Here is a 14347-nt window from a genome sequence, read left to right on the forward strand (position 1 = left end):
GCTCCCGAGGGCTTACGCAGGCCGTTCGCTATTGAATGATCAGATTGTTGAATAGCAGGTCTTCAACGACAGGCGCACCCTCTTCAGCATTGATCGCATCCTGCACCTTCTTCAAGGCTTCCTGGCGCAAGTTCTCGCGACCATCGGGCGCGTTGATCACCTCGCTGGTCTGCGCCGAGAACAGCATCACCAGTTGATGGCGGATCAACGGCTCATGCAGCTTGAGCTTGTTCTCGGCCTCGGTGCCCGTGACGCGCAGCGACACATCGGCCTTGTAGAACTTCAGCCGCGCCCCTTGATCGGCCAGATTGCCAATCAGCGCAGGGGTCAGGTTGTAGTAGAGCGTGGTCGGGGCCTCTTCCTTCTTCTCCGAGCTGGCAAAGGCAGGCAGACAGATCGACAAGCTCAACAGCAGGGCGGTCAACAATTTCACGGCGGACACTCCATCGGGGATGTGCCTAGCATAGCCATCCACAGGCCAGTACCCAAGCCCGGCGCTTATGCACAACCATCAGGCGCGGGCATGCTCATTGACCCGAAACAGGCACTTCCTACACTGCCAGACACCCTGCAAGAGGAACGCATTCGATGAAAGCCCTGCTGTGTAAAGCCTTTGGCCCTGCCGACACGCTGGTATTGGAAGACATCGCCAACCCCGAACCGAAAAAGAGCGAGGTGCTGATCGAGGTACAGGCCGCGGGGGTCAACTTTCCCGACACCCTGATTATCGAAGGCAAATATCAGTTCAAACCGCCCTTCCCTTTCGCACCGGGCGGCGAGGTGGCTGGCCTGATCAAAGCCGTTGGCGAGAAGGTGAGCCACCTGCGCGTCGGCGACCGGGTAATGGCCCTGACTGGCTGGGGCGGCTTTGCCGAAGAGGTCGCCGTACCGGCCTACAACGTACTGCCGGTGCCCAAGAGCATGGATCTGACCACTGCTGCGGCCTTCAGCATGACCTATGGCACCTCGATGCACGCGCTCAAGCAACGCGCCAACCTGCAGCCAGGCGAAACCCTGCTGGTACTCGGCGCCTCCGGTGGCGTGGGCCTGGCGGCGGTGGAAATCGGCAAAGCCATGGGCGCCAAAGTGATAGCCGCAGCGAGTAGCGCCGAAAAACTGGAAGTCGCACGCCAGGCTGGCGCTGACGCATTGATCAACTACAGCGAACAGAGCCTGAAAGAGGAACTCAAAACCCTCACCGCAGGCCAAGGCGTGGACGTGATCTACGACCCGGTAGGCGGCGAACTGTTCGAGGAAGCCTTCCGCAGCATCGCCTGGAACGGTCGTTTCCTGGTGGTGGGATTCGCCGCCGGGGGCGGTATTCCCGCGCTGCCAGCCAACCTCCCGCTGCTCAAGGGCGCAGCCCTCATCGGCGTGTTCTGGGGCTCATTCGCCCAACGTCAACCGCAGGACAACGCCGACAACTTCCAGCAACTGTTTGCCTGGCACGCTGAAGGCAAACTCAAACCACTGCTATCGCAGACCTTCCCGCTAGAACGCGGCGGCGATGCGATCGCAGCCCTTAGCCAGCGCAAGGCGGTGGGCAAGGTGATTGTGCAGGTTCGCTGAGACGCACTGAGCAACTGTAACCCCCCCCTGCAATTCTTGGCATTTGCCACACGGGTTCTGATCCAGCAGGCCGTTGAAAAACGCAGGAAGCTTTTCAACAGCCTGCTAGACCCGTTAATGCGACATCCGAATGCGTTGGCTCATGCGCTCAGTCGTGGCACGATGGCGCCGTTATCGACTGAGATGCCGTAATCATGCCTCAAGCCAACACTGCCAACTTTCCTCTGATCGCTGCTATCGACCTGGGCTCGAACAGCTTCCACATGGTACTAGCGAAGGCCGACAATCACGAGGTTCGTATCCTTGAACGCCTGGGCGACAAGGTGCAGTTGGCCGCTGGCCTGGATGACGAGCGCCAGCTCAGCGAAGAAGCCATGCAGCGCGGTCTGGACTGCCTGCGCCGCTTTGCCCAATTCACCACCAGCCTGCCGGAAGGCGCAGTGCGTGTGGTCGGCACCAATGCCCTGCGTGAGGCGCGCAACCGCGCGGTGTTCATCCGCCGTGCCGAAGAAATTCTCGGCCATCAAGTCGAGGTAATTTCCGGCCGCGAGGAAGCGCGCCTGATCTACCTCGGCGTGTCTCACAGCATCGCCGACACCCCTGGCAAGCGCCTGGTAGCCGACATCGGCGGCGGCAGCACCGAATTCATCATCGGCCAGCGTTTCGAACCGCTGCTGCGCGAAAGCCTGCAGATGGGCTGCGTCAGCTACACCCAGCGCTACTTCAAAGATGGCAAGATCACCCCAGCACGTTATGCCCAGGCCTACACTGCAGCTCGCCTGGAGCTGATGGGCATTGAGCAAGCTTTGCGCCGTCTCGGCTGGGAAGATGCCGTCGGCGCCTCCGGCACCATCAAGGCCATCGGTTTGACCACCAAGGCCGCAGGCCTGGGCAATGGTGAGGTCACGGTCGAGGGGCTGGCCTGGCTCAAGCGCAAGCTGTTCAAACTGGGAGAAGTGGAGAAGATCGATCTCGACGGCATCAAGCCGGATCGGCGCGGCATCTTCCCAGCGGGCCTGGCGATTCTCGAAGCCATTTTCGACGCCTGCGAAATCCAGCGCATGAGCCATTCCGAAGGCGCCCTGCGCGAAGGCGTGCTGTATGACCTACTCGGTCGCCACCAGCACGAGGATGTGCGTGAGCGCACCCTGGCGGCCTTCATGGAGCGTTATCACGTCGATACCGACCAGGCTGCGCGGGTCGAGGCCAAGGCACTCTCAGCACTGGACAAAGTGGCAGCCGACTGGGGCCTGATCGACGACTGGCACCGCGAGTTGCTGAGCTGGGGCGCCAAGGTGCACGAGGTGGGCCTGGACATCGCCCACTACCAGTACCACAAGCACGGCGCCTATCTGATCGAACACTCCGACCTGGCCGGCTTCTCCCGCCAGGATCAGCAGATGCTCGCCCTGCTAGTGCGCGGCCACCGCCGCAACATTCCCAAGGACAAGTTCGCCGACTTCGGCGAGGAAGGCGTCAAGCTGATACGCCTGTGCGTGCTGTTGCGCTTCGCCATTCTGTTCCACCACATCCGTGGCACACAGGATATGCCGCAGGTGCAGTTCAAGGCTGGCGCAAACAGCCTGGAAATCGTCTTCCCCGATGGCTGGCTGGCAGCCAACCCGCTAACCCAGGCGGATTTCGAAGCCGAAGCCGAATGGCTCAAGCGCATCGACCTGAGCCTGAGCGTACGCTGATCAGGGTTGCGCCCTACGATCTTTGTTTGCATGAGCGTAGGGCGGGTGTAACCCGCCACCAGGCGAAATCGAAACATCCACCGCTTACCCAGCAAGTCTTGATGATGCCCCTCTCCCGCCAATGGAAGAGGGTTATCAGTGGGTCACTGCGGCCGTTTATCGCGTCACGATCACCGGGGCGGTGAGCTTCTCCAGCAGCGCAGCCTGAGCATTACGCGAATTCTGGTTACCGGTGGGCTGCTGGCGCAGGTAGCGCCCGTCGGACTGCAGCACCCAAGCCTGAGTGTTATCGGTCAGGTAGCTTTCCAGCTCCTTCTTGACCCGCGTGATGAGCTTCTTGCCCTCCACCGGGAAGCAGGTCTCCACGCGCTTATCGAGGTTGCGCTCCATCCAGTCGGCGCTGGACAGATAAATCAGCTCGTCGCCGCCATTGAGGAAGTAGTACACCCGCGTGTGTTCGAGGAAGCGACCGATGATTGAGCGCACCTGAATGTTGTGCGACACCCCCGGCACCCCTGGGCGCAGACAGCACATGCCGCGCACCACCAGATCGATCTTCACCCCAGTCTGGCTGGCCTTGTACAGGGCGCGGATGATCTTCGGATCGGTCAAGGCGTTGAACTTGGCGATGATATGCGTCGGCTTGCCTTCGGCCGCCGCGGCGGTTTCCTTGGCGATCAGGTCGAGCAGCGTCTTCTTCAGGGTGAAGGGCGCATGCAGCAGCTTCTTCATGCGCAGGGTCTTGCCCATGCCGATCAACTGGCTGAACAGCTTGCCAACGTCTTCGCCAAGGGCCACATCGGCGGTGAGCAGGCTGTAGTCGGTGTACAGACGGGCGTTACCGGCGTGGTAGTTACCGGTGCCGAGGTGCGCGTAGCGGCGGATCTCGCCGTTCTCGCGGCGCAGAATCAGCATCATCTTGGAGTGGGTCTTGAAGCCGACCACGCCGTAGATCACCACCGCACCGGCTGCCTGCAGGCGGCTGGCCAATTGCAGGTTGGACTCCTCGTCGAAACGCGCGCGCAGCTCGATCACCGCCGTGACTTCCTTGCCGTTACGCGCCGCTTCCACCAGCGCGTCGACGATCTCCGAATTAGCCCCGGAGCGATACAAGGTCTGCTTGATCGCCAGCACGTGCGGGTCTTTCGCCGCCTGGCGCAGCAGGTCGACCACCGGCGTGAAGGACTCGAAGGGGTGCAGCAGGAGGATGTCCTGTTTGCTGACCACATTGAAGATGTTCTCGGCGTTCTGCAGCGGCTTGGGGATGACCGGCGTGAACGGCGCGTACTGCAGATTCGGGTGGTTATCCAGGCCGGTGATGCTGAACAGGCGGGTCAGGTTGACCGGGCCGTTGACCTGATACAGCTCGCTCTCGGTCAGGCCGAACTGCTTGAGCAGATGGTCACGCAGGTGTTTCGGGCAGGTGTCGACCACCTCCAGACGCACCGCATCACCGTAGCGACGCGAGAACAGCTCACCGCGCAGGGCGCGGGCCAGATCTTCGACATCCTCGGTATCCACCGACAGGTCGGCGTTACGGGTCAGGCGGAACTGGTAGCAGCCCTTGACCTTCATCCCCTGGAACAGGTCATCGGCATGCGCGTGGATCATCGACGACAGGAACACGTAGTTGTCGCCAGGGCCGCCGACCTCTTCCGGCACGCGGATGATCCGGGGCAGCAGACGCGGCGCCGGAATGATCGCCAGACCGGAATCGCGGCCGAAGGCATCGACGCCCTCCAGCTCGACGATAAAGTTCAGGCTCTTGTTCACCAGCAGCGGGAACGGGTGCGTTGGGTCGAGGCCGATGGGAGTGATGATCGGCGCGATTTCGTCGCGGAAGTAGCGGCGCACCCAGGTCTTGAGCTTGGCCGTCCAGTAGCGTCGACGAATGAAGTTGATGCCTTGCTTGGCCAGCGCCGGGAACAGGGTGTCGTTGAGGATCGCGTACTGCCGATCGACCTGCTCATGCACCAGCTCGGAAATCCGCGCCAGGGCCTGGTGTGGCTGCAAGCCGTCAGCACCGGCCTGCTCACGGGCGAAGTTGATCTGTTTCTTCAGGCCGGCGACGCGAATCTCGAAGAACTCATCGAGGTTGCTGGAAAAGATCAGCAGAAACTTCAGGCGCTCCAGCAATGGATAGGACTCGTCCAGCGCCTGCTCCAGCACGCGGATGTTGAATTGCAGCTGCGACAGCTCGCGATGGATGTACAGGCTGCTGTCATCCAGACCGGGAATCGGCGCGGGCGGCGGGGTTTCCACCACCGGCGGTTCGGCGATCACCTCCACGGGGGCCGGGTTGCTGCTTTCGAGCGCTTCGCTGTTGAGTCCTTCGGTGTTCATCACTGGGTTCCTGGGGGCGTCAGTGCCCCTGTTTTAGCAGTTCTGCCGCACGCACGGCGAAATAGGTGAGGATGCCATCGGCGCCGGCCCGTTTGAAGGCGGTGAGCGATTCGAGAATCACCGCCTCACTGAGCCAGCCGTTCTGAATGGCCGCCATGTGCATGGCGTACTCGCCACTGACTTGGTAGGCGAAGGTCGGCACCTTGTAGGCATCTTTCACGCGCCAGACGATGTCCAAGTAGGGCATGCCGGGTTTGACCATGACCATGTCGGCGCCTTCGGCAAGGTCGGCAGCCACTTCGTGCAGCGCTTCGTTACCGTTGGCCGGATCCATTTGGTAGCCAAGCTTGTTACCCTTGCCGAGGTTGGCGGCCGAACCGACCGCATCGCGGAACGGGCCGTAGTAGGCGCTGGCGTATTTGGCCGAGTAGGCCATGATTCGGACGTTGACGTGGTCGGCCAGTTCCAGCGCCTCACGAATAGCCTGGATACGCCCGTCCATCATGTCCGACGGCGCCACCACCTGAGCACCGGCTTCAGCATGCGACAACGCCTGCTTGACCAGTGCATCGATGGTGATGTCGTTCTGCACGTAGCCGTCATCGTCGAGGATGCCGTCCTGGCCGTGGGTGGTGAACGGGTCGAGCGCCACGTCACTGATCACCCCCAGCTCGGGGAATTTCGCCCGCAGGGCGCGAATCGCGCGCTGGGCGATGCCGTCCGGGTTCCACGCCTCGGCGCCGTCGAGTGATTTTTTCTCCAGCGGCGTGACCGGGAACAGCGCCAGCGCCGGAATACCCAGCGCCCCCCAGTGCTCGGCCTCTTGCAGCAGCAGGTCGATGGACAGACGCTCGACACCCGGCATCGACGGCACGCTCTCACGGCGATTCTCGCCATCGAGGACGAACACCGGCAGGATCAGGTCGTCGACGCTAAGGCGGTTCTCGCGCACCAGACGGCGGGAGAAGTCATCGCGACGGTTGCGACGCAGACGGGTAGCAGGGAATAGACGATTGGCGGGGGTAACGCTCACGGCAGACTCCAGAGCCCGCACGGACGGGCCAGTGTGACGGTTATAAGCGGGCATTATGACCAAATGATGACGAACGCATGACGCGATGCGACTGCAGGTCGCAACCATAGCAAACGGCAGCAATGCCCAAAAACCCGGCTATTGTGGCATGCCACGCCACCTTCCGGGCTTTTGCGGGTCGGAGTAGTCTGCCTCTTCCCGCAACACGAGCGCACCGCATGCTGCATGACCTGATCCACCAGTTCGGCTACCCCGCCCTGATCCTGGGCACCTTTCTCGAGGGCGAAGTTTCGCTGCTACTGGCCGCTTATATGGCTGTGCGCGACGTACTGAGGATCGAATGGGTGGCGCTGTGCGCCTTTCTCGGCACCTTCGCCAGCGACCAACTGTGGTTCTACCTAGGCCGTCACCATGGCCGTGCTCTGCTCGCGCGCAAACCGCGCTGGCAACCACTCGGCGAGCGCGCCAGTGCATTGATCCAACGCTACCCGGATCTATGGGTGCTGAGCTTTCGTTTTCTCTACGGCCTGCGCACGGTAATGCCACTGACCATCGGCCTGTCCGGCTATTCCTGGCGTCGCTATCTGCTGCTCGACGCCATCGGCGCGGCCATATGGGCAGGTGGCATCAGCCTGCTCGCCTACAGTCTGGGCAACGCCATGGAGGGCTTGCTCGATGAACTGCGTCATTACCAGATTCTGTTGCTAGTCGTCGTGGTGTTGCTGCTGACCTTCGCCTGGCTCTATCGGTGGCGACAACGCCGCCGCGGCTGAACGACACGCCAGCCAGATCCCCAGCAAGCTGGCCAGGGTGTAGAGCATTAGCCAGAACCAGCCCGAGCCCTGCAGCGAGAAGATCCCCAGCATCTCACTCAACCAAGCAGCAGGCAGATTCAACGCCAGCCGCCAGCATTCGCAGCGCACCGCCCAACTGCGCCTCTCCAACCAGGCGCCAACGCTGTACAAGCCTAGCGTTATCCACAGACACGCCAGCAAGGTGGCGGTGGTACTCAGCCAATCCGCACATGCCAGCATCCCCACACCGGCCAGCAGGTAGCAGACGAATTGCAGCAACGCATAGATCTGCTCGCCACGCGCCAAGGGCACCTCGAACTTGCGAAAGTCGCGCAGATCCGGCTTCCCTAGCCGATAGCGGGCAGCCACGTCAGCCGGTCGCCAGCCAGTACGCATAAACCAGATACGCAGACGGTCCCACCATGAGGCGGTGCACCGAGCATCGCGCCATAGCCCGGCATAGACCTGCACATTGGCCCACAGCGGATTCCAACTGGCCAGCGGCACGGTGACACCGAACACCACCGGGTGCTCGTCCAGCTCCTCCTGAAAAGTGCCGAACAAACGATCCCAGACAATGAACACTCCGCCGTAATTGCGATCCATGTAAATAGGATTCTGCGCATGGTGCACACGGTGGTTCGATGGCGTGATGAACAGCCACTCGAACCAACCCAGTTTGGGGATATGCCGGGTATGCACCCAGAACTGGTAGAGCAGGTTCAACGCCGCGATGCTGATGAACACCAGCGGCGGCACGCCGACAACAGCCAATGGCAGGTAGAAAAGCCAGCCGAAAACGAAGCCTGTGCTGCTTTGGCGCAACGCAGTGGAGAGGTTGTAGTCCTCGCTTTGGTGATGCACCGCATGCGCGGCCCAAAGCACATTGCGCTCATGCCCCAGGCGGTGATGCCAGTAGTAGCAGAAGTCATAGAAGACGAATGCGCAAGCCCAGACCCATAAAGCGCTCTGTGGCAAATCGAACAGCGCCAGATGCTCCCAGGCAAAGGCGTAGGTCAGCAAGCCAACCACCTTGGTCAACAACCCGGTGGCTTGTGACAGCACACCCGCACTGATGCTGCTTAGGGCATCAGCCAGGCGATAATTGTGCATACCGCGCACACGGTCAGCGAACAGCTCCAGCGCAATCAGCAGAAAGAAAACGGGCACCGCATAGAGAACGAACGCCATATCGTTGTACTTGTGTAGGGAATGGGCTGTTATTGATCCTATGCCCAAAGCCGTGCACTTTCGCGGCGCCAGATGACACTCCGAGCGGCATTTGGCGACATCCACAACAGACAATCCTCGCGCCCGCTTCCCGGTCGCGGTTACTCACCAGGAGTCGAGCATGAACAAGAAAGTGGCAGTGATTTTGTCCGGTTGCGGCGTCTACGATGGCGCCGAAATCCATGAAAGCGTGATCACCCTGCTGCGCCTCGACCAGCGCGGTGCCGAGGTGCAATGCTTCGCCCCCAACGTGGCGCAACTGCACGTAATCGATCATTACCGGGGCGAAGAAATGAACGAAACACGCAACGTCCTGGTGGAATCGGCGCGCATCGCCCGCGGCCAGATCAAGGACGTCAAGGAACTGCATGTCGCCGGCTTCGATGCGCTGATCGTACCGGGCGGCTTCGGCGCCGCGAAAAACCTTTCGGACTTCGCTAGCAAGGGCGCCGACTGCACTGTGCAGCCCGATGTACTGGCCGCCTGCAAAGCCTTCGCCGATGCTGGCAAGCCGGTTGGACTCATGTGCATCGCCCCGGCACTGGCGGCGAAAATCTTCGGCGCCGGCGTGGTCTGCACCATCGGTACCGACCCCGAAACCGCTGCCGCCATGGTCAAGATGGGCGCCGAGCATCATGAGTGCGAGGTGGATGAGATCATCGAGGATGAAGCTCGCAAGCTGGTCACCACCCCGGCCTACATGCTCGCCCAGTCCATCGCCGAGGCAGCCTCGGGCATCAACAAGCTGGTCGACCGCGTGCTGGATCTGACGCACCACTGACGTCACGTCAGACTGTAGGGTGGGCCGGGCGGCGATCCGCTTCAGCCCACCCTACCGGCTGTGCACAGGCTGATCCGGCCAATGCTCACGACACTCCCGCCGCGCCACTGGCCAAACCGGCCAGCCTGCGGCAGCGTGCGAGGGAACGATTCGCGGAGCGACAACGATGCCCCACGGCCACCACCTCGACGACGAGTTGCAGCAAGCGGCTGCGTCCTTCTTCGAGCGTATTCCCTTCAACCAGTTGCTCGGCATCGAGATCGACTCAATGAGCGCGCAACAGGTGGTCATGCACCTGCCAATGAAGCCAGAGCTGATCGGCAACTTCGTCCACGGCATCTTGCACGGCGGCGTGATTTCCTCGCTGCTCGATGTCTGCGGCGGCGCCATGGCACTGATCGGCGCCTTCGCCAATCACCAGCATCTGCCAGCAGCCGAGCGCATGAGCAAACTCTCCAAGCTCGGCACTATCGACCTGCGCATCGACTACCTGCGTCCTGGCCGGGGACAGCGCTTCATCGCCACCGCCACGCCCCTGCGCACAGGCAACAAGGTCACGGTAATCCGCATGGAGCTGCACAACGACGAAGACGTGCTGGTGGCGGTGGGGACCGGCACCTACCTGTGCGGCTGAGATGGGTCGGTAGAAGCCAGCTCGTCATGACGCCAGAGCAAGCTGGAGACTAGCGACTCAAACGCGTGAGAATCCGATCCAGTGCATTGGCAAAGGCCTGTCGATCCTTCTCCGCATAAGGCGCCTGGCCACCGCCAACCTGGCCCTGCTCACGCAGATCAGTGAACAGGTTACGCACCGCCAAGCGCTCGCCCATGTTGCGCTCATCGAACTCACGTCCGCGAGGGTCGAGCGCCGCCACGCCTTTTTTCACCAGACGATCAGCCAGCGGCACATCGCTGCAGATCACCAGCTCACCCGGCACGGCATGCTCGACCAGATGATCGTCCGCCGCATCTGGCCCGCTGGGCACCACCATCAGTTTCACGCAGGCGAAATTCGGCCTGGCAACGGCCTGCCCTGCCACCAGTACCACCTCGAAACCTCGCTTGAGGGCGAACTTCACCACCTGGTCGCGCGCTGCCCTTGGGCAAGCGTCGGCATCGATCCACACGCGCATAGAGCACCTTCGGTCATCAGTCGGTGCAGTATGCCAGCAAGGTACAAAAAGCGGCCTCAGCGGCGATGAAAAGCCGCGCAGCGCTCGCGCACGGTACGCGACAGATGGTCGTCGGCCAGCTCGATCAGATCCAACTCGACCTCATCAGGCAGCAATTCGGCCACCAAGGCAGCCAGGCGGCGCTGACCGCGCTGATCCGCCCCGGAAACCGCCAGCAGCAGGCGCGGCTGCGGGCCGATGGACGGGTCACGCAAGGCGGCCAGATAGGCCTCCCGTACCTCAAGTTGAGCACAAGCATCGGACAGCGCCTGTTCCAGAACAGGATGGCGCAGAGGAGCAACCGTCAGCTCAGGGCTGTCGGCGTAGTGGGTGGAATGAGTCGTGGAGGACATGCGCGCACTCGGCAGAGGGATTGGAACCAGCCTAGGCGCTGTCAGACCAACTGTCGCGGCAACGGTTCACGCTCTGGAGCAACAGGCGGCCAAAGCCGCCCCCGCTCACGCATATCGCAACAGGTTATAGCGGACTCTGCTGCGCCAAACGCCGACGCTCGCTCAGACGGCTACGCCCATACAGCAGAGCGATACCCGCCAGCGCCAGGCCCTGCGCCGAAAGACTCCAGGCGTCAGCATGAATGCCCAGCCAGTCGAAATCGAAGAACGGCACCGGACGCGTACCCAGCACACCGGCTTCCTGCAGAGCCGCCACGCCATGCCCGGCGAACACCACCGACAGTACGCACAACAGAATCGCGTTGGCGCCGAAGAAGGTAGCCAGCGGCAGCTTGCGCGAGCCACGCAGAATCACCCAGGCCAGGCCGAGCAACACCACCAGCGCCGTCCCGGCCCCCGCCAGCACCGCACTGTGCCCAGCCGGGCCAGCCTGCAGCCAGAGGGTTTCATAGAACAGAATGACTTCGAACAGCTCACGGTACACCGAGAAGAACGCCAGCACGGCGAAGCCAAAACGCCCCCCGCCGCCGACCAGGCTGCTCTTGATGTAATCCTGCCAGGCAGCCGCGTGGCGGCGGTCATGCATCCACACACCCACCCACAGCAGTACCACGCTGGCGAACAGCGCGGTAACACCTTCGAGCAATTCACGCTGGGCACCGCTGACATCGATGGCGTAAGCCGCCACCGCCCAGGTGCCGACCCCGGCGATCAGTGCCAGGCCCCAGCCGATGTGCACGCTGCGCACTGCCTGCTGCTGCCCGGTGTTGTTGAGGAAGGCGAGGATCGCCGCCAGCACCAGAATCGCCTCCAAGCCTTCACGCAGCAGGATCAGCAAGCTGGAGAAGAAACTTAGCGAGGCGTTCATCGCGCCGCCCTGAAGCAGATCGGCCGACTTAGCCAACTCGACCTTGGCCAGCTCCAACGCTTGGGCAGCCTGAGCGACGCTAGCGCCATCCTGAATCGCCTGACGGTAGGCCATCAGCGCCTTCTCGGTGGTTTTGCGCTGCGCGGCATCAAGATTGTCCAGCGCCCCCTCGACCAGCTCAAAACCTTCCAGATAGGCGCCTACCGACAGGTCGTAGGCTTGCTCGACATTACCGTCACGGTAAGCCTGTAGGCTGCGTTCGAGGGTGCTGCGGGTATGCCCGATCAATTGCTGCGGGCCGCGCTGCTCCACCGTAGGACGGGCGCGCTGGGCACGGAAAGCGGCGATATCAGCGCCGGCTGCAGCGACCTCTTCAGGCGTACGCCCGGCCAGATCAGCCATGCTGAAATGCTTCTCGCCCTGCGCCTGCCCTGCACTGAAACCGGCAATGTAGACGGCCAGATCCCAGCGCTGACGATCATCAAGCTGGTCGGCAAAGGAGGGCATATCGGTACCTTCGATGCCAAGACCAAGGGTGTTGTAGAGATCGAACAGGCTCAACCGATCCAGACGCGTGGTATCGCGCAGATTCGAGGGCGGCGGCTCCAGGCCGATACCCGCAGGGCCGTCACCGGCACCGGCATCACCGTGGCACACCGAGCAATGATGGGCATACAGCGGTGCACCACGCTCAGGGTCAGGAGTAATGGCTGGCGTCTGCGCCACCTGATAGACCTCAGCCAGGCGCGCACTGAGCTGGCGAGCCTGGCGAGCGACCTGCTCTCCCGGCTGACGCTGCTCGACCGCCTGATGCAGCGCCGTGAGGCCCTGCTCCAGCTCGGCACGCTCAGCCTTGGGCGGCAATGCAGCCAGCAGCCCTTGCAGCACCTTGAGAAACTCCAGTTGCTCGCGGTACTCACCCGCCTCGATCACTTGGCCGTCAGCTACGGTGGCCGAGTAGTCTGCGCCGATGTAACCGAGCATATGCAGGGCCTGGGCAGCGCCGTCAGGCGACTCTGCCTGGACGAAAGGGCTGCTGAGTGCCAGCACGGACAACAACAGGCAGGACAATAACGAGCGATAGCGACTCATCAATGCAATCCGAAACGCGAATAGATGGCATTAAATTGTTGCTGGCGCGCCCCGTGCAAACAAGGAAAAAATGAAATATTTGGTAACAAAGCGCCTAGGCGCGCAGCGTCGGACTCAGACGGCAGCGCGCTTGATCGTCGCCAGCAGCCCTGCGGCAGCCACGAACAGCGCCGCAAAACTGCGGTTCATCAGCCGCTGCTGGCGCGGCGTACGCAGCAGGCGCAGCACTCGCGAGGCCAAGCCGGTATAGCCGGCCATGACGATCAGATCGACCACGATCATGGTCACGCCCATCAGCAGATACTGCCCCAGCAGCGGCGCATGTGGGTCGATGAACTGCGGCAGCACCGCAAGCATGAAGACAATCGCCTTGGGATTGCTGGAATTGACCAGAAAGCCACGCAACACCAAGGTCAGCGGGCGACCGATGGGACGCACGGCAGCGCCGGCATCCAGATCGCTGGGCAGGGCGACCCACTGTTTGTAGGCCAGAAACACCAGGTAAGCCACACCGAACCATTTGATGACGCTAAATGCCAAGGCCGAGGTGGCGAGAATGGCGCCTACACCGGCGGCGACAATCGCAATCTGCAAAGCCAGGCCAAGCTGCAAACCGAGGGCATTCCAGTAACCCCGCCAGAAACCGTATTGCAGGCCAGCCGACATCGACGCCACGGCGCCAGCGCCCGGTGACAGGCTGATGACCCAACAGGCCAGGAAGAAAGCAAGCCAGGTTTCCATGGCCATGAAGTGACACCTCGGGGCTGATGCGCTAGACGGGCACACAGCCTACTCCTGCCCCTGCGCTCAGCGCCAGCGGCGCACCGACTTCTGGAAAAACAGGCTGTTGGGCACCTGCAGCAAAGCGCCAGCACCTTCTTCGCTGACATCCTGCAAGGTGGTGTAGAACAGGTTGACGGCAATCACCCGGCCCTTCACGCCAGGCTTGTCGGCACTCTCGATGACTTCCACGGTGTCGCCCAGACGAAACGGCCCCATGGTGAAAATCAGCAGCGCGCAGAACATGTTCGACAGCACGCTCCAGATGGCGAAGAAGGCCACCGCAGCCACGGCGGTAAAGCCGGTCAGGGCCGTCCACAGCACAGTCGCGGAAACACCGAGACGCTCCAGCACCATCAGCAGCGCGCTGCCCATGATCAGCCAGCGCACCAGGCCACGCAGCGGCAGCAGCACCTCCTGCGGCAACAGGCTGTAGCGCTCGCCGAGGCGACTGATGGCACGAGTCAGGATGCGTTGCGCCATCCAGGCCAGGAAAATAATCAGCAGCACCTGCCCGGTTCGCACCAGCGGATCGCGCCAGGTGGCGAGCAGTTGCAATAATTCCATTTGATCGA

14 protein-coding genes are annotated in these 14347 nt (G+C 62.1%); 5 read left to right on the forward strand and 9 right to left on the reverse strand.

Going from position 1 to position 14347, the window contains the following annotated elements; translation table 11 throughout:
• Nucleotides 1-28: 28 nt before the first annotated feature.
• Nucleotides 29-433, reverse strand: coding sequence for a flagellar basal body-associated FliL family protein (locus tag AERO9A_RS20895; RefSeq protein ID WP_159973806.1), 405 nt, complete (start codon nt 431-433; stop codon nt 29-31).
• Between the two features lie 155 nt (nt 434-588).
• On the opposite strand from AERO9A_RS20895, the gene AERO9A_RS20900 reads away from it, so the two are divergent.
• Nucleotides 589-1569, forward strand: a complete 981-nt coding sequence (locus AERO9A_RS20900; RefSeq protein ID WP_159973807.1) for an NADPH:quinone oxidoreductase family protein — start codon at nt 589-591, stop codon at nt 1567-1569.
• Nucleotides 1570-1763: 194 nt separating this feature from the next.
• Entirely contained in the window at nt 1764-3266 is a 1503-nt protein-coding gene (gene ppx / locus AERO9A_RS20905) for an exopolyphosphatase (RefSeq protein WP_159973808.1), read from the forward strand.
• A gap of 156 nt (nt 3267-3422) precedes the next feature.
• Here ppx and ppk1 read toward each other — a convergent pair whose 3' ends face one another.
• Both ppk1 and hemB read right to left on the reverse strand, forming a co-directional pair.
• The gene (gene ppk1, locus AERO9A_RS20910; RefSeq protein WP_159973809.1) at nt 3423-5609 is read right to left on the reverse strand and encodes a polyphosphate kinase 1; all 2187 of its coding nucleotides are present in this window, start codon (nt 5607-5609) and stop codon (nt 3423-3425) included.
• Between the two features lie 19 nt (nt 5610-5628).
• Nucleotides 5629-6642, reverse strand: a complete 1014-nt coding sequence (hemB, locus tag AERO9A_RS20915; RefSeq protein ID WP_159973810.1) for a porphobilinogen synthase — start codon at nt 6640-6642, stop codon at nt 5629-5631.
• Nucleotides 6643-6860: 218 nt separating this feature from the next.
• Between hemB and AERO9A_RS20920 the strand changes: the two genes are divergently transcribed.
• Nucleotides 6861-7415 (forward strand): DedA family protein, encoded by a 555-nt coding sequence (locus AERO9A_RS20920; RefSeq protein ID WP_159973811.1) that lies wholly within the window; start codon nt 6861-6863, stop codon nt 7413-7415.
• Here AERO9A_RS20920 and AERO9A_RS20925 read toward each other — a convergent pair.
• Nucleotides 7347-8627 (reverse strand): sterol desaturase family protein, encoded by a 1281-nt coding sequence (locus AERO9A_RS20925; RefSeq protein ID WP_159973812.1) that lies wholly within the window; start codon nt 8625-8627, stop codon nt 7347-7349. The genes AERO9A_RS20920 and AERO9A_RS20925 overlap by 69 nt on opposite strands.
• Before the next feature lie 160 nt (nt 8628-8787).
• Between AERO9A_RS20925 and elbB the strand changes: the two genes are divergently transcribed.
• Nucleotides 8788-9447: an isoprenoid biosynthesis glyoxalase ElbB gene (gene elbB, locus AERO9A_RS20930; RefSeq protein ID WP_159973813.1), complete on the forward strand. Its 660-nt coding sequence runs from the start codon at nt 8788-8790 to the stop codon at nt 9445-9447.
• 166 nt (nt 9448-9613) lie between these two features.
• Nucleotides 9614-10081, forward strand: coding sequence for a thioesterase family protein (locus AERO9A_RS20935; protein ID WP_159973814.1), 468 nt, complete (start codon nt 9614-9616; stop codon nt 10079-10081).
• A 49-nt stretch (nt 10082-10130) separates the two neighbouring features.
• On the opposite strand, the gene AERO9A_RS20940 is transcribed toward AERO9A_RS20935, so the two are convergent.
• The 5 genes from AERO9A_RS20940 to AERO9A_RS20960 form a co-directional block, all read right to left on the reverse strand.
• The gene (locus AERO9A_RS20940; RefSeq protein WP_159973815.1) at nt 10131-10580 is read right to left on the reverse strand and encodes a YaiI/YqxD family protein; all 450 of its coding nucleotides are present in this window, start codon (nt 10578-10580) and stop codon (nt 10131-10133) included.
• Nucleotides 10581-10636: 56 nt separating this feature from the next.
• Nucleotides 10637-10972 carry an enhanced serine sensitivity protein SseB C-terminal domain-containing protein gene (locus AERO9A_RS20945; RefSeq protein WP_159973816.1) on the reverse strand — a complete coding sequence of 112 codons (336 nt, stop codon included), beginning with the start codon at nt 10970-10972 and terminating at the stop codon, nt 10637-10639.
• Between the two features lie 124 nt (nt 10973-11096).
• Complete coding sequence (locus AERO9A_RS20950) at nt 11097-12992, reverse strand: cytochrome c/FTR1 family iron permease (protein WP_159973817.1); 1896 nt, start codon at nt 12990-12992, stop codon at nt 11097-11099.
• Nucleotides 12993-13106: 114 nt separating this feature from the next.
• Nucleotides 13107-13739, reverse strand: a complete 633-nt coding sequence (locus AERO9A_RS20955; RefSeq protein ID WP_159973818.1) for a LysE family transporter — start codon at nt 13737-13739, stop codon at nt 13107-13109.
• 60 nt (nt 13740-13799) lie between these two features.
• Entirely contained in the window at nt 13800-14339 is a 540-nt protein-coding gene (locus AERO9A_RS20960; protein WP_159974119.1) for a mechanosensitive ion channel family protein, read from the reverse strand.
• Nucleotides 14340-14347 lie beyond the last annotated feature (8 nt).

Source organism: Pseudomonas sp. 8Z, assembly GCF_902506535.1.
Classification (GTDB): domain Bacteria; phylum Pseudomonadota; class Gammaproteobacteria; order Pseudomonadales; family Pseudomonadaceae; genus Aquipseudomonas.

What these genes read in the sequence shown, in the direction of transcription:
- AERO9A_RS20945 (WP_159973816.1), bottom strand. Translation starts at nt 10,972, where the DNA reads ATGTCCTCCACGACTCATTCCACCCACTACGCCGACAGCCCTGAGCTG.
- AERO9A_RS20940 (WP_159973815.1), bottom strand. Translation starts at nt 10,580, where the DNA reads ATGCGCGTGTGGATCGATGCCGACGCTTGCCCAAGGGCAGCGCGCGAC.
- AERO9A_RS20955 (WP_159973818.1), bottom strand. Translation starts at nt 13,739, where the DNA reads ATGGCCATGGAAACCTGGCTTGCTTTCTTCCTGGCCTGTTGGGTCATC.
- AERO9A_RS20920 (WP_159973811.1), top strand. Translation starts at nt 6,861, where the DNA reads ATGCTGCATGACCTGATCCACCAGTTCGGCTACCCCGCCCTGATCCTG.
- AERO9A_RS20925 (WP_159973812.1), bottom strand. Translation starts at nt 8,627, where the DNA reads ATGGCGTTCGTTCTCTATGCGGTGCCCGTTTTCTTTCTGCTGATTGCG.
- AERO9A_RS20950 (WP_159973817.1), bottom strand. Translation starts at nt 12,992, where the DNA reads ATGAGTCGCTATCGCTCGTTATTGTCCTGCCTGTTGTTGTCCGTGCTG.
- ppx (WP_159973808.1), top strand. Translation starts at nt 1,764, where the DNA reads ATGCCTCAAGCCAACACTGCCAACTTTCCTCTGATCGCTGCTATCGAC.
- elbB (WP_159973813.1), top strand. Translation starts at nt 8,788, where the DNA reads ATGAACAAGAAAGTGGCAGTGATTTTGTCCGGTTGCGGCGTCTACGAT.
- AERO9A_RS20960 (WP_159974119.1), bottom strand. Translation starts at nt 14,339, where the DNA reads ATGGAATTATTGCAACTGCTCGCCACCTGGCGCGATCCGCTGGTGCGA.
- AERO9A_RS20935 (WP_159973814.1), top strand. Translation starts at nt 9,614, where the DNA reads ATGCCCCACGGCCACCACCTCGACGACGAGTTGCAGCAAGCGGCTGCG.
- ppk1 (WP_159973809.1), bottom strand. Translation starts at nt 5,609, where the DNA reads ATGAACACCGAAGGACTCAACAGCGAAGCGCTCGAAAGCAGCAACCCG.
- AERO9A_RS20900 (WP_159973807.1), top strand. Translation starts at nt 589, where the DNA reads ATGAAAGCCCTGCTGTGTAAAGCCTTTGGCCCTGCCGACACGCTGGTA.